General features: G+C 68.3%; 17 protein-coding genes and 6 pseudogenes. 7 read left to right on the top strand and 16 right to left on the bottom strand.

Going from position 1 to position 20,191, the window contains the following annotated elements:
* Positions 1-16: 16 nt before the first annotated feature.
* From OG972_RS45330 to OG972_RS45315, 4 genes and pseudogenes are all read right to left on the bottom strand, one after another.
* Positions 17-1,000 (bottom strand): annotated as a pseudogene (locus OG972_RS45330) (helicase associated domain-containing protein); the annotation flags it as partial.
* A 26-nt stretch (positions 1,001-1,026) separates the two neighbouring features.
* Positions 1,027-1,200: pseudogene (locus OG972_RS45325) on the bottom strand (IS5/IS1182 family transposase); the annotation flags it as partial.
* A gap of 189 nt (positions 1,201-1,389) precedes the next feature.
* Positions 1,390-2,109: a hypothetical protein gene (locus tag OG972_RS45320; RefSeq protein WP_266992483.1), complete on the bottom strand. Its 720-nt coding sequence runs from the start codon at positions 2,107-2,109 to the stop codon at positions 1,390-1,392.
* Positions 2,110-2,182: 73 nt separating this feature from the next.
* Complete coding sequence (locus OG972_RS45315) at positions 2,183-2,398, bottom strand: hypothetical protein (RefSeq protein ID WP_266992481.1); 216 nt, start codon at positions 2,396-2,398, stop codon at positions 2,183-2,185.
* 220 nt (positions 2,399-2,618) lie between these two features.
* Between OG972_RS45315 and OG972_RS45310 the strand changes: the two genes are divergently transcribed.
* Both OG972_RS45310 and OG972_RS45305 read left to right on the top strand, forming a co-directional pair.
* Positions 2,619-2,996, top strand: a complete 378-nt coding sequence (locus OG972_RS45310; protein ID WP_266992479.1) for a hypothetical protein — start codon at positions 2,619-2,621, stop codon at positions 2,994-2,996.
* Between the two features lie 113 nt (positions 2,997-3,109).
* Positions 3,110-3,643, top strand: a complete 534-nt coding sequence (locus OG972_RS45305) for a kinase (protein WP_266992477.1) — start codon at positions 3,110-3,112, stop codon at positions 3,641-3,643.
* Positions 3,644-3,728: 85 nt separating this feature from the next.
* Here OG972_RS45305 and OG972_RS45300 read toward each other — a convergent pair whose 3' ends face one another.
* Positions 3,729-3,830, bottom strand: coding sequence for a helicase (locus tag OG972_RS45300; protein ID WP_266992475.1), 102 nt, complete (start codon positions 3,828-3,830; stop codon positions 3,729-3,731).
* Positions 3,831-3,877: 47 nt separating this feature from the next.
* Between OG972_RS45300 and OG972_RS45295 the strand changes: the two are divergent.
* Positions 3,878-4,297, top strand: a pseudogene (locus tag OG972_RS45295) (hypothetical protein); the annotation flags it as partial.
* 85 nt (positions 4,298-4,382) lie between these two features.
* Positions 4,383-5,183 carry a hypothetical protein gene (locus tag OG972_RS45290; RefSeq protein ID WP_266992472.1) on the top strand — a complete coding sequence of 267 codons (801 nt, stop codon included), beginning with the start codon at positions 4,383-4,385 and terminating at the stop codon, positions 5,181-5,183.
* A 4-nt stretch (positions 5,184-5,187) separates the two neighbouring features.
* Here the strand turns inward: OG972_RS45290 and OG972_RS45285 are convergent.
* Positions 5,188-5,475, bottom strand: a pseudogene (locus OG972_RS45285) (helix-turn-helix transcriptional regulator); the annotation flags it as partial.
* Between the two features lie 591 nt (positions 5,476-6,066).
* On the opposite strand from OG972_RS45285, the gene OG972_RS45280 reads away from it, so the two are divergent.
* Positions 6,067-7,419 carry an endonuclease domain-containing protein gene (locus tag OG972_RS45280; RefSeq protein ID WP_266992470.1) on the top strand — a complete coding sequence of 451 codons (1,353 nt, stop codon included), beginning with the start codon at positions 6,067-6,069 and terminating at the stop codon, positions 7,417-7,419.
* Between the two features lie 429 nt (positions 7,420-7,848).
* On the opposite strand, the gene OG972_RS45275 is transcribed toward OG972_RS45280, so the two are convergent.
* From OG972_RS45275 to OG972_RS45245, 7 genes and pseudogenes are all read right to left on the bottom strand, one after another.
* Entirely contained in the window at positions 7,849-8,433 is a 585-nt protein-coding gene (locus OG972_RS45275; RefSeq protein WP_266992468.1) for a YrhB family protein, read from the bottom strand.
* A 357-nt stretch (positions 8,434-8,790) separates the two neighbouring features.
* Positions 8,791-9,438, bottom strand: a complete 648-nt coding sequence (locus tag OG972_RS45270) for a hypothetical protein (RefSeq protein ID WP_266992466.1) — start codon at positions 9,436-9,438, stop codon at positions 8,791-8,793.
* Positions 9,435-9,983 (bottom strand): TetR/AcrR family transcriptional regulator, encoded by a 549-nt coding sequence (locus OG972_RS45265; RefSeq protein ID WP_266992464.1) that lies wholly within the window; start codon positions 9,981-9,983, stop codon positions 9,435-9,437. The genes OG972_RS45270 and OG972_RS45265 overlap by 4 nt, the downstream gene beginning before the upstream one ends.
* Before the next feature lie 219 nt (positions 9,984-10,202).
* Positions 10,203-11,298: pseudogene (locus OG972_RS45260) on the bottom strand (integrase core domain-containing protein).
* Positions 11,274-12,290 carry a Ppx/GppA phosphatase family protein gene (locus OG972_RS45255; RefSeq protein ID WP_266992462.1) on the bottom strand — a complete coding sequence of 339 codons (1,017 nt, stop codon included), beginning with the start codon at positions 12,288-12,290 and terminating at the stop codon, positions 11,274-11,276. The pseudogene OG972_RS45260 and the gene OG972_RS45255 overlap by 25 nt, the downstream one beginning before the upstream one ends.
* Before the next feature lie 486 nt (positions 12,291-12,776).
* Positions 12,777-13,160, bottom strand: a complete 384-nt coding sequence (locus OG972_RS45250; RefSeq protein WP_266992460.1) for a DUF6233 domain-containing protein — start codon at positions 13,158-13,160, stop codon at positions 12,777-12,779.
* 109 nt (positions 13,161-13,269) lie between these two features.
* Positions 13,270-13,497 (bottom strand): hypothetical protein, encoded by a 228-nt coding sequence (locus tag OG972_RS45245; protein ID WP_266992458.1) that lies wholly within the window; start codon positions 13,495-13,497, stop codon positions 13,270-13,272.
* Between the two features lie 304 nt (positions 13,498-13,801).
* Here OG972_RS45245 and OG972_RS45240 point away from each other — a divergent pair, with 304 nt between their 5' ends.
* Both OG972_RS45240 and OG972_RS45235 read left to right on the top strand, forming a co-directional pair.
* Positions 13,802-14,137 (top strand): helix-turn-helix transcriptional regulator, encoded by a 336-nt coding sequence (locus OG972_RS45240; protein WP_266992456.1) that lies wholly within the window; start codon positions 13,802-13,804, stop codon positions 14,135-14,137.
* Between the two features lies 1 nt (position 14,138).
* Complete coding sequence (locus tag OG972_RS45235; RefSeq protein ID WP_266992454.1) at positions 14,139-14,855, top strand: cation transporter; 717 nt, start codon at positions 14,139-14,141, stop codon at positions 14,853-14,855.
* 139 nt (positions 14,856-14,994) lie between these two features.
* On the opposite strand, the gene OG972_RS45230 is transcribed toward OG972_RS45235, so the two are convergent.
* The 3 genes and pseudogenes from OG972_RS45230 to OG972_RS45220 form a co-directional block, all read right to left on the bottom strand.
* Positions 14,995-16,236, bottom strand: coding sequence for a PP2C family protein-serine/threonine phosphatase (locus OG972_RS45230; protein ID WP_266993018.1), 1,242 nt, complete (start codon positions 16,234-16,236; stop codon positions 14,995-14,997).
* A gap of 275 nt (positions 16,237-16,511) precedes the next feature.
* The gene (locus OG972_RS45225) at positions 16,512-16,685 is read right to left on the bottom strand and encodes a hypothetical protein (RefSeq protein WP_266992452.1); all 174 of its coding nucleotides are present in this window, start codon (positions 16,683-16,685) and stop codon (positions 16,512-16,514) included.
* 2,258 nt (positions 16,686-18,943) lie between these two features.
* Positions 18,944-20,102 (bottom strand): annotated as a pseudogene (locus OG972_RS45220) (helicase associated domain-containing protein); the annotation flags it as partial.
* Between the last annotated feature and the right edge of the window lie 89 nt (positions 20,103-20,191).

The following is a 20,191-nucleotide window of genomic DNA, read 5'->3' as shown; positions in this document are numbered from 1 at the left end:
CGCTCTGCTGCGCTTGTTATGCCCACCCCACTCCGAGTTCGGCCAGGGCGTCCCGCTGCTCGGGGGTGAGCTTGTCGCGCCTCGCCTTGGTGTTGGAGACCCATACGCCGAGCTTCAGTTTGTGCTCCTGGCCGTTGATGACGACAGGTTCGAGGTGCGCTCGGGGTACCGGCGTGCTGGCGCCTTCCCGCGCGATGTATTGGGTGAGGGCTGCTACGCCCCGCTGGAAGGCCGCTGACGCCTTGCCCGCCCCCTTCGCTGCGGCCTTGGGGGCCGGGGCCGGTCGTTCAGTGGGCTTCACGCCCAGTGCGGTCAGCCGTTCCCGCTGCTCCTCGGCCAGTTGTACCCAGTCGCGGGCCTGCCGCTCGATCCAGCGCCCCAGGTCATCACCTTCGAAGAGCACGCCGGGCTGGATCTCGGGGAGGTTGCCGCCGGGTTCGGTTTCGGCGAGGTCGCGGAGTACGGCGTAGTGGCGTTGCCAGTCCAGTGGCCAGGGACAGCACCAGTCCTCATCGACGGCCGTCAGCTGCGCGGCACGCTTCTCCGCGCGTTCGGGGTTTTTGCCGAGTCCGCCTTTCCTGCGGAGGTTGGCCATGAGCTGTCCGATGGACACCAGTTCGTTGTCTTCTTCGCCCCATACGGCATCCTGCCGGGGTGCCAGGTGCCCGTGCGCACGGCGATAGCTGCGAAGCGCGGCGAGCTTCGTCTCCCATGCCTCGTCTCCCGGCTCCCAGACCATGCCTTCGGCGTCCAGCTGCTCCTTGCGGTGCGCCTCGAGGTCGCTGGCGCGCAGGGCGCGCCTCTGCTGGTGCACCCACCGCCCCAGTGGGAAGTTTTTTGTGACGCTGGCTTCGGTCTCGGTATCGTAGGGGACGGCGTAGAGCCCGTGGATGTCGTTCTCGGCCCGCCAGCGGCGGAGGGCTTGGTAGCCCTCCAGCCACACAAGCGATTCGGGCCGGTAGACGCGGGTGCGCAGGAACGCGGCGATGGTGGCGGCGTCGATGACCACCTGATGGTTGGTGGAGTCGCTGCCACCAGCAGCACACGGTCCTCCAGCGACAGCTTCCACGGCCGCCCCCGGCCGGACGCGTCGGCGCCCTCGCGCCGCAGCTGGGCCACCAGCTTGCCGAAGGCGCGCGGGCTCAGCCCGGTGAACGGGCCTATCCAGGACGGCTCCGACGCCGTAATTACACCAACCACGGCCAAGATCATCGCAGTAAGATCACTTGCCGCGGCAGTCCATTTCGTCCGGCAGGATCTTGCCAAGTCGCGCCTGTCGGTGGGATGGCTTGCCCGGCGCGGGCAGGTCTTCCTTGACGTTGCTGTGAACCGATTAAGCTTGGCTTTAAACCCCACCAAGAAATGATCTTGGTGGGGTTTAAAGCCAAGCTAAGGAGACAGCGCGACAGAGACGCTGGCCAGGCGGGCGGGCAATAGAGCGAGGTTTGCCGGGTTGCGAACCGAGTACTCGCCGTCGTTGATACGGATACCGCGCTCGGTGGTCGTCCAGCGCGCCGGACCCCATAGGCCCTGGGCTTCGAGGAGGGCGGCGGCCAGCGTGTCGGCGGCCTCGACTCCGATGCGGGCCCGCAAGGCAGCCGCCAGGCAACCCTTCGCATCGTCCGGTAGGGCATCGTCGCCGAGGGCGGGCAGCAGGAGCAGCAAGCGCGCGTGGGGGTCCGTGGTGGTGCCGCCGGGCAAGGCGTTGCCCGCCGCCGCGACCAGCTCCGGCCACGACAGGCCGGGGCCCATGAAGTGGCCTTCCTCCGTGGCGAGGAGCTCGACCCGATTCCAATCGGGGTGATGCAGGAGATAGTCGATGCCCTCGTCCTCCTCGAACGTGCGGTAGACGATATGGAGGCAGTGGCCGGCCCGCAGCGGGACGGTGAACGTGGGCCAGTCGGCCTGCTCGAACAAACGGCGCTGGAAGGCTCCGGCCGCGTCGTAGTCGGCTCCGTACAGCAGCTCCTCCGCGTCTGTGCTGTCCGCCCAGTCGTGGAGGTGCGCCAACCAGAACAATCGCTCGTTCAGCAGCTCATGCCGGTGAGTGAACGGCTCATCGCCGTAACCCGGCAACCGGGCAGGGTGCAGATCCGCGCTGTTCGTCACAGAGGTCATCATGCCGCCCGGCGTTGCCGAAACGATAGTTCGATACTTACGGGACAGCCCTTGGCCGGAACGGTCAGCGATGGTCATTCCGGTCGCGGTCCCGGGTCTGCTTGTTGTCGTCCTTGATGGCCTGGATCTCTCTCCAGACACGGATAGCGAAGCAACAGGCAAGTATTGCGACGGACACGCAGCCGATCGCCAACGAAACAACTGAAGTCGTGTCGCGGAGGGCCACCCACGCCTCGATGCCCAGAAAGATGACACCGAACTGGGCAAGCCGCCGCTTCACGGGCCTCCTCCAGGTGGTGGCCAGCCTCCTGTCGGCGACCGAGGGTATACATGCTCGCAGGTCGTGCTCCGATGCGAAAACCCTCAGACGCTCCCAGCCGACCTCAACCCACCCCAGCTGCCATCCCGTCTGCCTTCGGCCCACACACCGTGGAGCGGGCGTGGTCCCTGGCGTCCAGGTGGAGCGCGCCACTGTACGAATGACCTGGACGCCCGGTGCCGTGTCTGACGCACTCGACAACCCCGACGACATCCGCGCCTACCGCGCCCGCGCCCGCGCCCGCGCCCGCGCCCGCGACCGCGAGCGCCAGGCCGCCCGGGAGACCCGCCAGGCGGAACGGGAGCGGCAGCGCCAGGAGCAGAAGGCTGAACTGGAGCGCCAGGCGAAAGAGGCGGCGGCCCGGATGCCGGACCTGGTCTGCGGACAATGCCAGGGCCCGCTGAACGGCGACCCCTACAGCCTGGACCCACGCGAGGACTGGGAAGAGGTTCCGCCGTCCGATGGGCAGCACTGCCCCAATTGCCGCGTCGAACTCGCCCGCCGGCCCAAGTCCCGCATCGGCCGCATGATGCGCCGCGTCACCGGCGCCCCCGGGTAAGCCGGAGGAGAACCTGGGCAAGCCGCCCTCCGCGACGGCTTGCCCACCCCGGCACCGGGCCGAGCACCGACGGACGGGCGGTGTCAGTGGCCGCCGGTAGCCTCGCCCGGGTGATGGTGGGCACAGAAGACACGAGGCTGGTCGTCTTGCGAGGAAACAGCGCCTCGGGCAAGTCGTCCGTCGCGGCCGGCATCCGCGACCGATTCGGCCGCGGCCTGGCCCTCGTGGGCCAGGACAACCTGCGCCGGATCGTCCTGCGCGAGCGGGACCGGCCCGGAGCGGCGAACATCGGCCTGATCGACCTGACGGCCCGCTACGCGCTCGATGCCGGGTACCACGTCGTCGTTGAAGGGATCCTGTACGCCGACCACTACGGCGACATGCTTGCCCAGCTGCGCGCTGACCATCGTGGCCCGACCCACGGCTACTACCTTCACGTGCCGTTCACGGAGACGCTTGCCCGGCATGCCACCAAGCCGATTGCGCACGAGGTCAGCGAGCCGCAGCTGCGGGACTGGTACCGGGAACTCGATCTGCTCCCTGGCGGAATTGAGACCGTCATCAGTGCCGACAGCGCCCTGACCGAGACCGTCGACCGCATTCTGCTCGAAACCGGTCTGACCGGCCTTCCTGCGTTGGAGCGCTGACGGCACGAAATCCCGGGACGACGTCCCGGGGTCTCTCTATGCACCTCGCTTGGCCTTGCGGTTCAACGACCGCCCGCGCCCGCCTCTATGCCCACCGCACTCCGAGTTCGGCGAGGGCGGTGCGTTGCTCGTGGGTGAGTTTGTCGCGTCGGGTTTTGGTGTTGCTGATGAATACGCCGAGTTTCACGATGTGCTGCTGGCCGTCGATCTCGACGGGCTCCTCGTGCTTCCTCGGTCAATGTTGAGGGCCTGTCCTCCTACAGCGTCTGGTCGCGCGCCTACATGCGCATGGGCACCTTCGACAGCCACCGCGGGCTGCCGTTCGCCAACGTCCGCACCGACATCACCGTCGACAACAACGGCCGCCACGGCGGCGACGCCATCGCCGGCCCGCTGTTCGGCGTGCGCTTCGCCCACTGGAACATCCGCGTGACCAACGGCCGCGCCGGCCTGATGAAGATCGACGGCCTGGCCCCGTACTCCGCTACCGTCGGCATCAGCACGGTCACCGAGTTCGACCAGATCGACGTCCCCGACTTCACCGGCGACCTGCACTCCCGGCTGGAGCTGTACGTCACCACGGACGTCGTACGCCCGCGCAACCTGTACGACGCCCAGCGGGACCGGCACTTCGGGCCCCGAATATCCGACTGACGTTTCCTGAGCGCCTGCTAGCGTGGACGACCGGCTCGTTCCGCACCGGGACCACACCGGTCTCCCACCGACGAAGAGGCAGTGCATGCGCGCAGGCAGATCCGGCTCCGCGGTCGTACTCGCGGGAACCCTCGCCCTGGGGACGTTCACCGCGCCGACCGCGGAGGCGGCGGACACCGGCATCACCGTGTCGAACCTGGTCCTCAACAACGGCAAGCCCATCATCGTGGGCACCAGCGCCGAGGTCACCCCCGACTTCGCGTTCCGGAAGACCTGGCCGTCCGGGGTCAAGGCGGGGGACGCGAACACGTACCCCTTCCTGTACCGCGGCACCACGGCCGCCAAGGGCTACGAGGGCGACGACGGCATTCACATGAGCTACGTCATCACCTACTCCGACTACTCGCCCTCCCAGTGCGACGGCGAGCTGTACATCGACCCGCGCTACACCCTGGACTCCAACAGCGACGCCACGACCTGGAAGATCGGGGTCATGGCCCGTATCTGGAAGAACGGCCAGCCCAAGAGCACGGAGTACCTGACCGGCTTCGGCACGGTCCGGGTCAAGCGCGCGGCGAAGGTCACCGTCAACGCCTCCCCGGAGCCCGTCGCCAAGGGCAAGACGCTCACCGTGGCCGGCACGATCACCCGCGCCGACTGGGCGCAGCACAAGTACACGGGCTTCGGCGGCAAGTCGGCCAAGCTCCAGTTCCGCAAGGCCGGCACCAGCACCTACACCACGGTCAAGATCGTGAAGGCGAACTCGGCCGGTGCCCTGAAGACCACGGTCACCGCCTCCGCCGACGGCTACTGGCGCTGGACCTTCGGCGAGACGGACACGACCGGCGGGGCGACCGCGGCCGGCGACTACGTCGACGTCAAGTGAGCGGCTACGACGTTCCGCGCACGCCCGCCCGGTAGCGTCCCGGCGGCACGCCCACCAACCGGCCGAAGTGCCGGGTGAGATGGGCCTGGTCGTAGAAGCCGCTGGCCGCCGCCACCTCGCCCGGCGCCCGTCCCTCCAGCAGCAGGCGCCGGGCCCGGCCGACCCGCCGGGACATCAGGTACTGGTGTGGGGCGATGCCGTACGCCCTGCTGAACACCCGTACCAGATGGGCGGGATGGGCGTGCAGCAGCCCGGCGGCGGTGTCGAGGGCCAGACCCTCGACGACGTGCTCGTAAGGGTGGCAGCGGAGACTGGTCTGCTGAAGGGCTCCACGTCAGACGTAGACGCTCTGGAGCCCACACCAGAGTCCAGCTAGGCTTTGCCAGTCCGAGCTCCACATCCGTTCGGGTTACGCCCTTCGGACCACCGCCCCGGCAGACTCGCCAGCTACTACGCCGCCCACTCCAGCCCGAGGGCGGCCAGCGCCTGGAGCTTGTCGGCGGTGGGCTTTCCGCGAACCTGAACTGAAGCGCCCGCGCCAGCCCTCTGGGGACAGCGACTGAAGCGGTACGGGCCGGGCTCGCCCGGGTCCGGCGCGGGAACCCAGGCTCTACGCACGCGCCAGTTCGAAGGTAAGCCAGACCTTCGTGAAAGGGGCCACGACCCCGGACGCCGGAGTGGTCGTGATGTGTGAGGCGTACGACGGGTACCAGGCAGCGGGCCGGCTGAAGGTGCCGGTTGCGGCCTGGCGGTGGGCGGCGGCCTCGAGCCTGGTCCCGGCCGCCAATGCCGGAGTGGGTCTGTGGTCGCGCGCGGTTGTCGAGGTCACAGATGGGGAGGCGATGCGGGCGGTGCTGCGGAGACCGGCCGTTAGCCTGTCGGTATGTCAGAGCGTGTCATCCCGGGCCGTACGGGCGGCCTGATCACTTTCGGCGCCGCGGACGCTCTGTGGGCCGGCTTGACGGCCGGCCGCGCTGTGCCGGCGGCTTCTGCGGCGTTCACCTGCTCTCCTGCCAATGCCAGGGCGGGGTACGTCCTGCTCGGCGGCCGTGTGGTGGCGACGGTGAAGGCAAGCGGCGGCCAGTGGAGTGTTCCGGAGATTGAGGTGCGCCGGGCGGCAGCGGAACTGAACGCGGTTGAGATGGACCGTCAGGACCTGGTCCGCATCGGTCCGTTCCGTGACGGGCCGAAGCAGGAGCTCAACGAGAAAACGCCGCTGCGATGGCGCCAGCGCATCGCCCGGGAACTGCAGGAACTGGACAAGCCCGAGCGGGCAGCACGATGTGATGGCGGCCGGCCGTACCATCTGGCGGGGATCGACTGGCGGCGGATATTCGTGGAGGAAACCCGCGACCGGACGGCGCGGACATGGTGGCTGCCGCGCGCTGTGGTCAGACTGCTGGATGCGGCCGAGCACACCGAAACGCAGTGGCTGCAAGCCGCACGGACCCGCCAGGCAAGCGCAACCGTCACCGAGTCGCCCTCCCACCACTGGCAGGCCCGAGCCGCCGACGGCCGGCAGACGACGAGTCCCGACTGCCTAACCGCCCCACTGCGCCCGTACAACGAGGAACTGAAAGGCCACTTGTACTCGGTACTCAGCAGGAAACCCGGCACCTCCCGCAAGGTGGCTGGGTGGACTTGCGCCATCTGCCGCACCGCACCCGCCGCCGTACTCGACCACTGCCACGAACACGGCTACGTCCGCGCCCCCGTCTGCCACTCCTGCAACACACAAGAACGACCCGACCACCTCTACAGCAACGACATCCGCGTGGCCAACCACTACACACGCCTCTTCCACACCCACACCGCCGACTGGCTCCGCCACTGGCACCGCTGCCCCGGCTGCCGCACCCGCACCACCCTGCCACTGCCCCACCTCGCCGCATGGACCGCCCACATAGCCTGCCGATCACTGCGCCTGACCCACCGCGACCCCCGCGGCTCCCGCGGGCGCAAACCCTGCGGCGCGCTGCGCGTGTCCTGGACCGGCAGTCACAATGCGCCCGGTTCCTGCCTGCTCACTGTCGCCGTCGACTTGTGTCCCTCCGGCGAGCACCGTGTCCTGGCGCAAGTCCCCTACCGCGAAGCCGCCGAGCGGTTTCGCACCTGGCTGGCCGAGACCGCCCCTGCCGTGGCGGCTGAGGCCGGACCCGACCGCCTGGATGGCCTCCCCACCCGGTTCCGGCCAGTCATCGCGGACACCAGCAGTGAGGGCCTGGCGCTTTTCTGAGGCCATGATGACGAAGCCGAAGGTCAGGGCTGACCGGGACCCGTATCCTGCGGGCCGACTCGCAGTTCTACAACGCCGGGGTGATCGCCGCATGCCGCCGGACCGGCGCCCACTTTTCGATCACCACCGGGATGAACCCCTCCATCAAGCGGGCCGTCCTCGGCATCCCCAACGATGCCTGGCAGCAGATCAGTTACCCGACCGCGGTGCCCGACCCCGAGACCGGTGAGCTCATCTCGGACGCCGAAGTCGCCGAGATACCCGAATACACCGCGTTCGCGAGCCGCAAAAAGAGTGACCAGGTCACTGCCCGACTGATCGTGCGCCGGGTCCGTGACCTGGCACCCCTACGACAGTGGTGCCGACGTCTTCCTCGCCACGTCCGAGGAACGGGACCGGGTGCGCGATCGGTATGCCGACTGTTTCCAGTCATCCGGCGGGTCTCTGACTGGTTCGGATCACCGCTCCACTCAGAATGGTCTTCACCGCAAGTACCGGGTTGAGAGGCTCGACGAGTTCCTTGGTGGCGACGGCCACGAGGCGCGCGGGCGCATCACCGTCCAGCAACGCGCTCACGTACTCGATGGCCTCCGCAGGCGAGAGCACGGGCAGCCTCTGGCGCAGTGTCCGCACAGCATGCATGTGTCCGCGCGTAGCGGCGACTCCGCATAGCGCATCGTGTAGATCGTCTACTGCGGTACGCACCGGCAGCCCACGTATCCGGGCCCGGTAGTCGGCCTCCCACTCCCCGGTTACCGCGGAGACGACGCCGATCTGGTGTAGTCCCCCGTCGACGCGGTCGACCAGGTACGGCCCATTGCCGACCAGCATGTACCCCGAGTTCCGAGTGCGTACGAACTCCTCGGACTGCCAGGAGACGATCCACACCAGTTCGTGCTCCTCGACACGGGCCACAGCCATCCGCATCGCGTCCACACTCACAGCCCGCCACTGCTGATAGTCGCGCTCCAGCTGTTCTTCGACAGCCCGAACGGCGGCTTCTCGCTCGATCACGCGTGCAGCATCCCGTACCGGCCCCTCTGCCGACCAGCGAATTCGCACGGCCCAGCGCCACGTACGAGGGGGTGATGAGGATTCTTGAAATTCCCCACCCATGCTCGGGCCGTTCCCCAGACCTGCTCTTGCTCCCCACCTCGCGGGGTGGCTGATGCCGGTGAAGCGGCCCGCCTGGTGAGGGAGCGAGTGTTCCGGGGGGCGTGCGACGGTCGGTGCCCGGTGGAGGCCGATGGTGCCTGCGGAGGTGTCTGCGGGGAGATGAGCGTCTCCTTGCGGGCGGAGAGCGGGGCGGACCGGGCCGCGGGTTGTCGATGAGGTGTCGATGCCCAGCGGTCCGGTGCTGGAGCTCCGGGCTCAGGACCGGCGGCCGAGGGCTGCGCCGAGCGCGGCGATCCAGACCAGTAGCAGGGGCAGTGATAGGAACGCCATCGGGGTCAGGGCGGTGGACAGCAGCAGGTAGCCGATGCCGGACGCGGTAATCGTGGCGGCGAGGGCCCAGCCGGTGACGGCCTCCCAACGCCGCAGCAGTGAGCCGTGCCGCGCGCAGGCAGCAGCGGCGAGCGCGGCGAGCGCGAACATCTTGACGCCGTCCACGCGCTGGACCGCCTCGAACAGTGCCCCGGTCCTGCCCGGTGACGCCGGATCGGCTCCGAGCACCGCGATCAGCTCCAGGACGAGTTGCACGGACGCGAGTGCGGCCGCGGCCGTCCCGGCCCATCCGGCGAAGCGAGCTGTAGCGTTGCCGGTCCGGCGGGCCCAGCCGAGCAGTCCGGATCCGACGACCACAAGGCCGGCGGCCGCCACACCGTGCACGAGCAGCGCCTGGGCGATCGCCTGGACCGGCCGGTCGGCGTACGCGGTCGCGATCCGGGCGTGTGTGTCACTGACTTCGGGCGTGGCGCCCCATGCGATGGTGAGCCCGACGATCCATGCCGCGGCGTGTGTGTATCCGGCGGCGCGGGAGGCGGTGGCGGTGGCCGGCTCCGTAGCGATCACGGTCATGCGGTGTCTCCCTGGCTTTTGGCGTGGATGGCATGGGCGAACGCCTCGCAGCCGACTCGCCATGCGGCGTCCAGGTCTGCGCCGGGCGGGAACCGCCCGTCGAGTTCGAGCACGACCATGCCGTGCGCGAACGCCCAGAGCGAACGCGCGATGTCGATGTCGCCGTGCGCCGCGCGGACCAGCGGCATCCCCGCTCGGTCCTCGAGCCCTTCGGGCAGTGCGGTGCGGGCGAGCGGCCGGGTGTGGGTGATGCGGTAGAGGTGCGGGTTGGCGAGGGCGTGCTGCCGGTAGGCGCGGGCGAGCGCAGGCATGGGCGGTTCGACGCCGATCTCGGCTTCGATGGCCTCCAGTTCCTGCGCCAACTGGGCCATGCCCTGCGCCTGGAGGGCGGCCTCGACGGCGCCCTTGTCGGGGAAGTGCTTGTACAGGGATGGTGCCCGGATGCCGACGCGCTCGGCGATGCGCCGCATCGACAACGCGTCCGGCCCTTCGGTCTCGAGCAGTTCCCGGGCGGCGGCCGTGATCTGCTGCACGCGGTCAGCCACGGTGCGCCGTCCGCGCGGTTGCGATGCTGGTGGGCCGGCCGGGCCCGGCGACGGGCAGGGTGCTGCCGGTGGTCGTGGTAGTGGTCACGGTGGTCCTTCCGCGTCGGGACTGATCCGATTGAGCTAACAGTGTTAGCCGCGCGGTCGTCACCATACGGCTAACGGTGTTAGCCGTCAAGTCTGGAGGGTTGTGCGTGCCGAGAATCACGTCCGTGCAGGTCAAGCGGTGTGTTGGTACTCGTGGATCACTCCGCCGAGGCGGTCGTGTCGGCGTATGTCGAGGCGAGCGATCTGCTTGGGGTCGGTGATGGTTTCGGGGAGTGCGCGCGGCGGCGCGGCTGCCTGCGGGGAGCGGTGGGTGCGGTGCTCGTTGTAGAACTGCTCGTACTCGCTCAGGGCATGGCGCAGGTGGTGAGCGTTCCAGATGAGGGTGCGGTCGAGGAGTTCGCGGCGGAGGCTGAGTACCCATCTCTCCATGATCGAGTTCATCCTTGGCATGCGGACGCCGGTGAACACGCTCTGGATGTGGGCGTCGGCGAGGATCTTGTCGATCAGGGCGGGGTACTTCGCGTCGCGGTCGCGGATCAGGTAGGCGGCGTGCGCGCCCACGTCCTCAAGGTTCATGACGAGGTTTTTGACTGCCTGGGTGACCCATTCCGCGGTGGGGCGCGGTGGTGCCCAGGACGCGGAAGGGGCGGGTTGCGTGCTCGATGACGGCCAGGATGTACTGCCGTTGCCCGGTCGGGGTGGTGGTTTCGATGAAGTCCATGGCCGGCAGGGCGTCGGCCTGGGAGTGCAGGAAGCTGGCCCAGGTGGTGGCGGTCCGTTCCGGCGCCGGGTCGACGCCCTCGGCCTTGAGGATCTCCCAGACGGTGGACGGGGCGACCGTGATGCCGAGCGCGGCCAGTTCCCCGTGGATACGGCGGTAGCCCCAGCCGCTGTTCTCGCGGGCCAGGCGCAGGACCAGCGCCCGGATCGAGCGGACGGTGCGCGGCCGTCCGGGCCGCTTGGGGCGGCGGATGCGGGCGTGCCGCCGCTTCACCAGGGTGTGGTGCCGCCGCAGCACCGTGTCCGGACGTGCCAGAAGCCGGAGACGACGCAGCACCTGGCGCGGCAGCGGTGCCAGGAGCGCGGCGAGGAAGGCCCGGTCCTCGGGGGCAAACCTCACCCTTTGGGGGCCGAGTTGCCGCTCAAGGACCGTGATTTGGCGGCGTAGGGCCAGGATCTCGACGTCCTTGGCGCGGTCGCTCATCGGGAGCAGCCAGAGCGCGGCGAAGGCATTCGACACGGTCAGATAAGCGAGACGCAGGAGCACGAGTGGTCATCATGCCGTGGCAACTGGCAACGGCCGCAAGCGGGATGACCTGCGCGGACGAGATTCTCGGCACGCACAACGCCGAGGCGTTCGAGCAGCAGTCCTTCCCGGGTGGACCAGGGGCAGATCTCGACGCTCTTGGCCCCGCAGGCTTCCATGAGGGCTTGTGCGATCAAGGCTCCGGCCAGGGACTGTTCGGCGCGGTGCCGGGAGATGCCCGGCAGCTTGGAACGGCGGGACGGTCCCGCGGCGGCCAGCAGGGAGACTGACGTGCGCAGTTGGGGTAGCGCGAGCTGCCGTCCGGCTCGCGGTGTCTTGCCCTGAGCGGCGGCGAGCCGGGCGAGCTGTTCGAAGGTCTTGGAGCAGGCCAGCACCCGCCCGCCCGGTTCGGCCTGCGGCAGGCCGGGGACGGCTTCCAGGGACCGGCGGAGGTGCTGCCGGACCTCGGTCAGTCGGCGTGGGGATGGTGAGGTGCCGCCGGGAAGCCAGTCCCGGGTGATCCTGCGGGCGCCCAGCGGCAGCGAGTAGACGACGCGGGGCCGGTCTCCGGTGCCGGAGGCGATCTCTACAGTACCGCCGCCGATATCCAGGACCAGCAGCTGCCCGGCCATCGAGCCTGCCCACTGGCGCGCGGCCACGTAGGCCAGCCGCGCCTCCTCCTCGCCGGTCAACACGCGAAGGCGGGTGCCGGTGGTGAGTGCCACACGCGCGATGATCTCGTCGCGGTTGGGCGCGTCCCGGATGATGGAGGTTGCGAACGCGAACACTTCCGGCCCGCGCAGACGCGGGTCAGCGGCGACGGCCTCGGCCACTGCCCGTTCGACGCTCTTCATGCCGGCCTTGTCCAGCCGTCCCTTGCGGTCGAGGGTCTCGTGCAGCCTCAGCCGCACCTTGCGGGAGAACACCGGCTCCAGCACCGTACCCGGGCGCCGTCGCACCACCGTCAGCAGCGCACTGTGGCACCCGACATCGAGCACACCTGCCTGCCGCATCCCATCGCCTCCCCTGGCCCCGCCCTCGACCGGACCGGCTCCTTCCCCGATCCTCCGACAGCCCCGACGACGGCGCGACGGGGATTCCAGCCCACCGCGTGAGCATATCGTCACCACCCGTGCACCCTCCGCCCCGGCCCGCAGGGGTAGAGCTGCGGACGATTTCACGCCGAATGCGCGAGTCCCGGATTCCTCGAACCGTGCGCTTTCGCCTTCGATGGACTGAAGGTCTCGGGTACCGAGCAGTTGCGGCAGCCCTACCGTGAGCGGCGCTCCGTCTCATGCCCGTCGATGTCCCGGCACTCAGTATCAGCAGAGGTTCGACGGACGAGTCTGCGCCGGCTCGCCCGCTGCCGCACATGGGCAACGGACAGGAGCAAACCCTGTCCATAACCGGCCCGGCCCCTGTGGCAGCACTGGTACGGCACGGGCCAGCGCTACGCCTGATCGGGAGTTCCACGCCTTCATGCTGCGACCAGGCACTGATCACGGCGCGCCGAGCGCAGTGTCCGGCCGGCACACCTCGCAGGGCGGGGCCCCGTCAGCGAGAGCGGCGAGTGCCTGCTCCCGGCTGATGGCCCGCAGCCGCTTTCCGGCGGCGAAACAGTCGCCACGGTGGACCTCGGACCGTGGGGTGCCGACACCGATGTCGTCGATGCCCCAGTCCGGGATACGCGGGCGCCGCTCCCCGCGACGCCGCTCCTCGACCCGCGGCTTCCCCCGCTCGCTCCTCTCCTGCGCCCGCTGCTCCTCCTGCCGCTCCTGGGCCTCGAGCTGCTGGATCCGGCCCCGGGTCTGGCGCAACTGCCAGTCCAGCCACTCCTGAAGGGCCCGGAGCTTGTCGAGGCGGGATATCGACCCGTCGGACATGGCTACGCCGCCTCGTCCGCGGCTTCGTGTGCGTGCTTGAGGGCCATCCGGGCGTCCACCACCCCGCTGTCGAGGGTGGTCCAGTACGGGTGTGTGGCCACCAGGGCGCTCAGCTCGCGCAGCTTCTCCTGGAAGTCGGCGACCGTTGCGGCCTGTACCCGGGGCTGTCGGCCTTGCCGGAGCGGAAGCTGGTGTACGGCTGCTTCTCGTTCTCCCAGCCAGGCATCGGCTCTGCCGACCACGGGAGTGTGGCGGCGTACTGCTCGTATGCGGCGCGGGTCTGGTGGAGGGCGAGCTGGGCGTCGCGGAGGTCCTGGGGGAAGTCGTACGTGGGCACACAGGAATGGTACGTGTGTTCGATTTTCGAATGCGAGCGGCCCGCTGACCGTTCCAGCGAATCCCTCTGTCGGAGGAATGCACTCTGGCCCGAGTGGATACGGAGCACCGCTTCACGACCCGCACACCTCAGTGCGGTGGCTTTGTACGCGAGTTACGGCAGCGGATGTACACCGGGTTGAGCAGCACCTGAGTGGGGTCGCACTCGATGTACATGAGAACGAGCAGCACCTCCGCTGTGTGTTTGCTCCCGTGATCCAGGGTTCACGGTTTCCTGAATTCAAGAACCTGTGTACTGTCGTGGTGTGCTGACTGTTGCCTCTGACATCGAGGTGCTGGCCCGGTTCGGCCGCGCGCTCGCCGATCCGATCCGCTGCCGGCTCCTGCTCGCCTTGCGCGAAGCCCCTGCCTACCCTTCCGATCTTGCCGACGCGCTCGGGATCTCCCGCACCCGGCTGTCGAACCACCTCGCGTGCCTGCGCGACTGCGGCCTGGTCGTCACAGTCCCCGACGGCCGACGGACCCGCTACGAGCTGGCCGACGAACGCCTCGGGCACGCCTTGGACAACCTGCGCAACGCCGTGGTCGCTGTTGAGGCGGACAAGACCTGCGCCGACGCTGAGACGAAGGACTGCTGCTGAGATGACTGCGATCTCCCTCAGGCCGTCCCCAGCCCGCCGTGACGCGCTCGCGAGGCGCATACGGCTGCTGGTCGCCGCGACCATCACCTACAACGTCATCGAGGCGATCGTCGCCATCACCGCCGGCACGATCGCCTCCTCTACCGCGCTGATCGGCTTCGGCCTCGACTCCGTCATCGAAGTCTCCTCCGCCGCCGCGGTCGCCTGGCAGTTCTCCGCCCGCGAGCACGCCGTACGCCAAGCCCGCGAGAAGACCACACTGCGGATCATCGCCGTCTCCTTCTTCGCCCTCGCCACCTACGTGAGCGTCGACGCCGTACGCGCGCTGACGGGCACCGGCGAGGCCGAACGCTCCATCCCCGGCATCATCATCGCCGCCCTGTCTCTCGCGATCATGCCGTTCCTATCGGCCGCCCAGCGCAAGGCCGGCCGCGAACTCGGCTCCGCCTCTGCCGTCGCCGATTCCAAGCAGACCCTGCTGTGCACGTACCTGTCCGCCGTCCTCCTGGTCGGCCTGGTACTCAACGCCACCCTCGGCTGGTCCTGGGCCGACCCGATCGCCGCCCTCGTCATCGCTGCCATCGCGGTCAAGGAAGGCCGCGACGCCTGGCAGGGCAAGGGCTGCTGCGCACCATCCACCCCCGTCACAGCGGACCCCGGCCGAGCCGCCGAAGAAGACGCGTGTGGCTGCCGTCCCGGGTGCGACTGCTGCAAATGACAGGCAGCTCCGCTGCTGTCGTAACCCGTGAACATTCGCACCGGAACTGACGCTCGGCCGCCGCCCGAACTGCTGTCGAAATGCTGCCCGTTCTCACGTACAAAGCCAGTCGGCTCCGTCGGGGCGGGTGGTTGTCGGCTTAATCGAGGGTGGCGAGATGATCGGCGTCGCCGCCTCGCCATTCGATGAGGAAGATGGTCGCGTCGTCGCTGGTGATGTTGCCGCGTTCTTGTTTGAGGGCGTGGGAGAGTGCGCGCACCACCGGCCTCACCTCGGTGTGGTCACGGAGGATCCGGTTGGTGGACTCGATGAGTTGTTCCTCACCGAACTGTTCCCCGCCGGCTTGGTGTTCCTCGATCAGGCCGTCGGTGAAGCACAGCAACTGGTCACCGGGTTCCAGGGTCCGCTCGCTTACTACCGGCTGCTCGCCGCCGAAGCCGACCGGCAATGTGGTCGGGCTCTCCAGCCGGTCCACCACGGCGCGGTCACGGATCAGCAGTGGTGCCGGGTGGCCGGCGTTGACCCATTGCATCCGGCCCGTGGCGATGTTCAGACACATCATCTGTGCGGTGACGAAGTGGTCGGGGCCGAACTGCTCATTGATGGCCTTGTCCATGAACGCGTACACCTGGGACAGGCCAGTGTTGGCCCTTCGCGTGTGGCGATAGGCGCCGATGGCCACGGTCGCCATGGTCGCCGCGTCCAGGCCGTGGCCCATCGCGTCGATCATGGCCACATGAAGGATGTCGCCGTTGAGGGCGTAGTCGAAGCTGTCGCCGGCCACGTCGTACGCGGGCTCCAGGATTCCGGCCACCTCAACCTGCGGAACAGTCATCGACAGCGGGGGCAGCAACGACCACTGGATCTCCGCGGCCACGCTCATCGGGGCGCTGCGTCGGGCCTGGAAGAACAGGTCGGTGTAGGCGTCCTTGGTGACGATCATGTCGGCGACCAGGCCGGCGAGTCTGCGCAGCAACCGTCGGTCGTCGTCATCGACGCTGTCCAGGGTGACGGCCATCGCGCCGATCTGGTCGCTGCCGTCCAGCAGTGGCAGATACATCCGCACGGTGCCGTCCTGCGGTACCTCTACCGTTTTGCGGCTCAAGAATGCCTCGCCGGCTGGGGAGTCCTCGACCGGTTCGGGGTCACCGACCGTCAGCCGACGGCCCGGCAGCGGTACCAGCAGCATTTGTTCGTAGTCCTGCAAGAGGATCGAGAGGTCCCGGCCACCGACCCTGGCTACCTCTTCCGCAACGAGCGGGGCGATCAGCTGCGGCGGCATCTCGTGAGTCCGGTCCAGCAGCACACCCAGCAGCCGCTCACCAAACCCCTCCGACCGGTCCACGCCAAACTTGCTCGGGTTCCGCCCGCCTTCGGCCATCGCTGCGTGCACATCCCTTTCGTCCCGCTGCCGCAGGGAACTCACTGGGCGGTTGTCTCCCCGAATGTTCGCCAGGCGGCCGATGCTTGCCTTCGGTGGCCGGGCGCCGGTACGAGGCGGTGCCAGCCAGGATGGAGATCACCTTCTCCCGCCCCTCGGCGCGCACCTTCACCACTCCGGCCACGCATTCCGGCTCACAATGCTGTCGCAGGGCATCCAGCACCGCCGTTGCACTTTGGTTCGGTGCAACGGCGGCCGCGTCGGTAGGGGCGTTACTACAGCTCCCGCTCGATCTGGTTCTCGCTGACCTTGTCTTCGCGCATGGTCGCCTCGTTCTGGACGGCGTAGCGAGCCTGCGCTCCGCTGCCCTCGGCACTGCGGATCTCGCCGCGCTGAAGCTCGTCCTGCTGGTCCCGGTACTCCACGTGCTGTCCCTTGCGGTAGGCCATGGGAATCTCCAAGTCTCGCGTAGGTCGGCGGCGGGCCGGCCCTGCTCGTTCGGCAGGTGACGCCCCTGGCGCCCGCGTCCTGTCACTGGTCGCTCTGACAGCCCACCCCCAACTCCGCCCTACGGCAATCACTGCGGGCCGAATGGAGGACGCCTTGCCCGACACTGCGTCGACGTCCTCTGGAGCTTCCTCTGCGACGGACGGTGCTACGAGCCCGTGCCGCCCACCGCTCTCGCGGCTTGACATCCGATCAGGGCGTGCCCGGTTGGTCCGCACCTCCCAGCCCAGCCGATATGTCCGTTCTTCTCAGGGAGATCTGGGAGGTCGCCTCCCTTGTTTGCCTGGTGGACGAGTTCGCCTGGGAGACAGGCCAGGCCTTGGGGGCGTCGGTGATGATGACCGTGGCAACCGTCGTCCGGGGGCGGCGTCCGTGGCGTGCTCACGTGGTGGTGTGGAGCGCCTCGGGATGGTGGCCGGCGCAGCAGCGTGGATCGTCCAGCCGTTCCACGGCCAGTAAATCCGTCAGGGCGCAAGGTCCGTGATCACACGGCCCGGCATGCGAAGGTACCGGGGCCGCCAGGACGAGCGACTTCCCGGGTGCCCGATGTTTACGAAAGTCCACCACGGACCTGATTATGTTGGTGTTTGTCGGTACCTCCGTACCAAGCCCTGTCCGGTCAGCAGGCGGGCGGTACGCAGGGACAGGTGCCGGACTGTCTGTAAGCACTTCACGAAAGAACAGCCGCGACGGGGCCAGCCGTTCCAGGGAAGGGTGGCCGGTACCGGGGCACCGCGACCGCGACCTGGACTGTGAAGCGGGCCGCGCCGGCTCTCGGTGACGGCGGAGAGTTCACCGAGACCCGGCAGACCGCGTTCGCCGCGCGGGTCGGTGAGGTCCAGGTTCTCAACTGACCTGCTACCGGCGCCGGTACCTGCGCTGCTACCGGCCACGCTTCCAATGCGGCTGCCGGCGCAGGTACCAGTCCCGATACGTCGATCCGTTCGTCTGCGCAGGTCAGAACCGGTGGGTATCCAGGAAACTGCCGCTTACACCGCATCTCGGGGGAACCTCAAAGAGGCAGGTTTCCTTATCCGTCGTCTCGTCTGATCCACCATTTAGGGACCGGTCATCGGTCACGTTCCTGTTGCTCCTGGGCAAGCCTGCCGGGACCCCGTGGGCAAGCCTTCGCCAGCCGTGGGCAAGCCTGCAAGTAACGGTTTCCTGGCGCCTGTAGAGAGGGTGTGGTGGTGTCGCTTTTGGCCCCTGACGTCGCCGCTCATGGGGCTAGCTTCCGATTATGGCGATTGCCCCGGAATCGGAATGGCCGGGCCGGCCTGAGGTGTCTCTGCCGCATCCCGAGATCACCTCTATAGGGTGCGCTCAGTGCGGGACACAGGTCGCGGGCCTCGATGGCCGGTACGCATGTGCGGGTTGCGGCTGGGTCAACGACTGGTCCGCGGGCTACAGTCCGCTCCCCGGGACCGGGCGCCCGGCGTGAACTTTCCTTCGGCAGCGGAGCTCTGCCGGTCTGGAGCCGATGTGGGAAGCATGGCTGCCAACTGCCCGTGACGCGGGATACCGGACCAACGAATCCGTGGTTTCGCCGAAGGTCAGCGGCGGATAGGGCTCCCAGGAACAGCCGGCCTTGTCCAAGGCGGAAACGACGTCCGCGTGCTTGAGCCCTGCCGGGAAGGTGCCCGTCCCCCCCGACAACCGACGGGGGGAGTTCGACGACGTCACGCCAGGTCTGGACGCAGATGAGAGACACCTTGCGGCAGCGGCAGACACTCAGCTCCAGGTCTCCGTAGGCGAAGAGCCTCGGCCACTTTCTGTTCCGGCTCATCGTCCCGATGTCCCACGGCTCGCCGAGAGCTGCGGTCACATCGCTCCAGTCGGCTCCGCTGAACACCGGGCCCAGTCGGCCCGTCTTCGCCATGTTGGTCAAGACATCGAGAATCTCCACGAGGCGGAGCCTGACAGATGCCCTGACCAGCAGTCCAGCAGTGTCAGGGGGTCAGCCCGCTGCGGTCTGTTCGGCTCGGGCTCGGGTGATGATCTGTGGGGTTTTGTCGGTGGTGGTTCGGCATTGTGATATCAGTGCGTCAGGTATGGGGTTTGTTCTGTTCAGCTTGTTGTGGTTGGTGATTCGAGTGGTGACGCGAATGCCGATCTGGGGCTGACGCTTTTGGCGATGATGCAGGTCAGTTGGTTGCTGGTCGGTATGACGTGTCCGGTTTCACCACCCTGCTGCGGCCGCTCACGCCCACCCCACCCCGAGCTCGGCGAGCGCAGCGCGCTGTTCGTGGGTGAGTTTGTTGCGTCGGGTTTTGGTGTTGCTGATGAATACGCCGAGTTTCACGATGTGCTGCTGGCTGTCGATCTCGATGGGTTCCTCGTGTTTCCTCGGTACCGGTCGTTCGTGTCCTTCGCGCTGGAGGTATTGCGCGAGTGGCGCAATTCCCCGCCGGAACGCCGCTGACAGCTCACCACCTGCCTTGGCGGGGGTGGGTGCGGGCTGTTCTGCGGGTTTTACTCCCAGTCCGGCAAGTCGTTGCTGCTGCTCGCCGGTGAGCTGCGCCCAGGTGTGTGGGTTTCGCTGTTGTGCGAGCCACTTCCCCAGGTCATCACCTTCGTAGGTGACGCCGGGTTGGATGTTGGGCAGGTACGCCGCCGGGTTCGGTGTCGGCGAGGTCGGCGAGGACGCGGTAGTGGCGTTGCCAGTTGAGTGGCCACTCGCAGTTCCAGTCCGGGTCGATGGCGGCGAGCTGCGCGGCCCGGGTAGCTGCCCGCTCCGTGTCCTTGCCGAGGCCGCCTTTTCTGCGGAGGTTGGCCATGTGCTGCCCCACGGGTACGAGGTCGTTGTCTTCTTCGCCCCAGACGGCGTCCTGCCTCGGGGCCAGGTGTCCGTGTGCGCGGTAGTACGAGCGGAGGGCGGCGAGTTTTGTCTCCCATGCTTCGTCTCCGGGTTCCCAGACCATGCCTTCGGCGTCCAGCAGTTCCTTGCGCCGCTCCTCGAGCTCCCCGGCCCGCAGCGCCTTGCGCTGCTGGTGCACCCACCTGCCCAGCGGGAAAGCCTTCGTGACGCCGACGTCGGTCTCGGTGTCGTAGGGGACGGCGTGCAGGCCGGTGATCTCGTTCTCGGCTCGCCAGCGGATGAGGGCCTGGTAGCCCTCCAGTTACACCAGGGATTCCGGCCCGGTAGACCCGCGTGCGGAGGAAGGCCGCGATGGTGGCGGCGGCCCGGGGGAGGAGAAGTGGAGCAGGACCGACTCGGCAGCGGCGTCGGTGCGGTGCTCCTGGTCCTCGCCGTCGGCCCCGACGATCCGCCCGTCCTCGTCGCGCCGGACGTGGACCATGCGCTGTCCGCTGGTGAGGGCGCGGGAGGCGAGTTGCTCCACGAGGTGCTCGGAGTGTGAGGAGGCCGTGCGGCGACTTCTGCGCGGCCCTCAAGGCGCCGCGTCGACCACGGCTAGCAAGAGGGGCGCGTGCCCGGCGACTGACGTCG

Origin of the sequence: Streptomyces sp. NBC_01669, from assembly GCF_026339735.1 — a bacterium.
Taxonomy (GTDB): Bacteria; Actinomycetota; Actinomycetes; order Streptomycetales; family Streptomycetaceae; genus Streptomyces; species Streptomyces yanii.
Note: the sequence above shows the minus strand (reverse complement) of the source record. Positions and strands in the feature narration are given on the sequence as shown.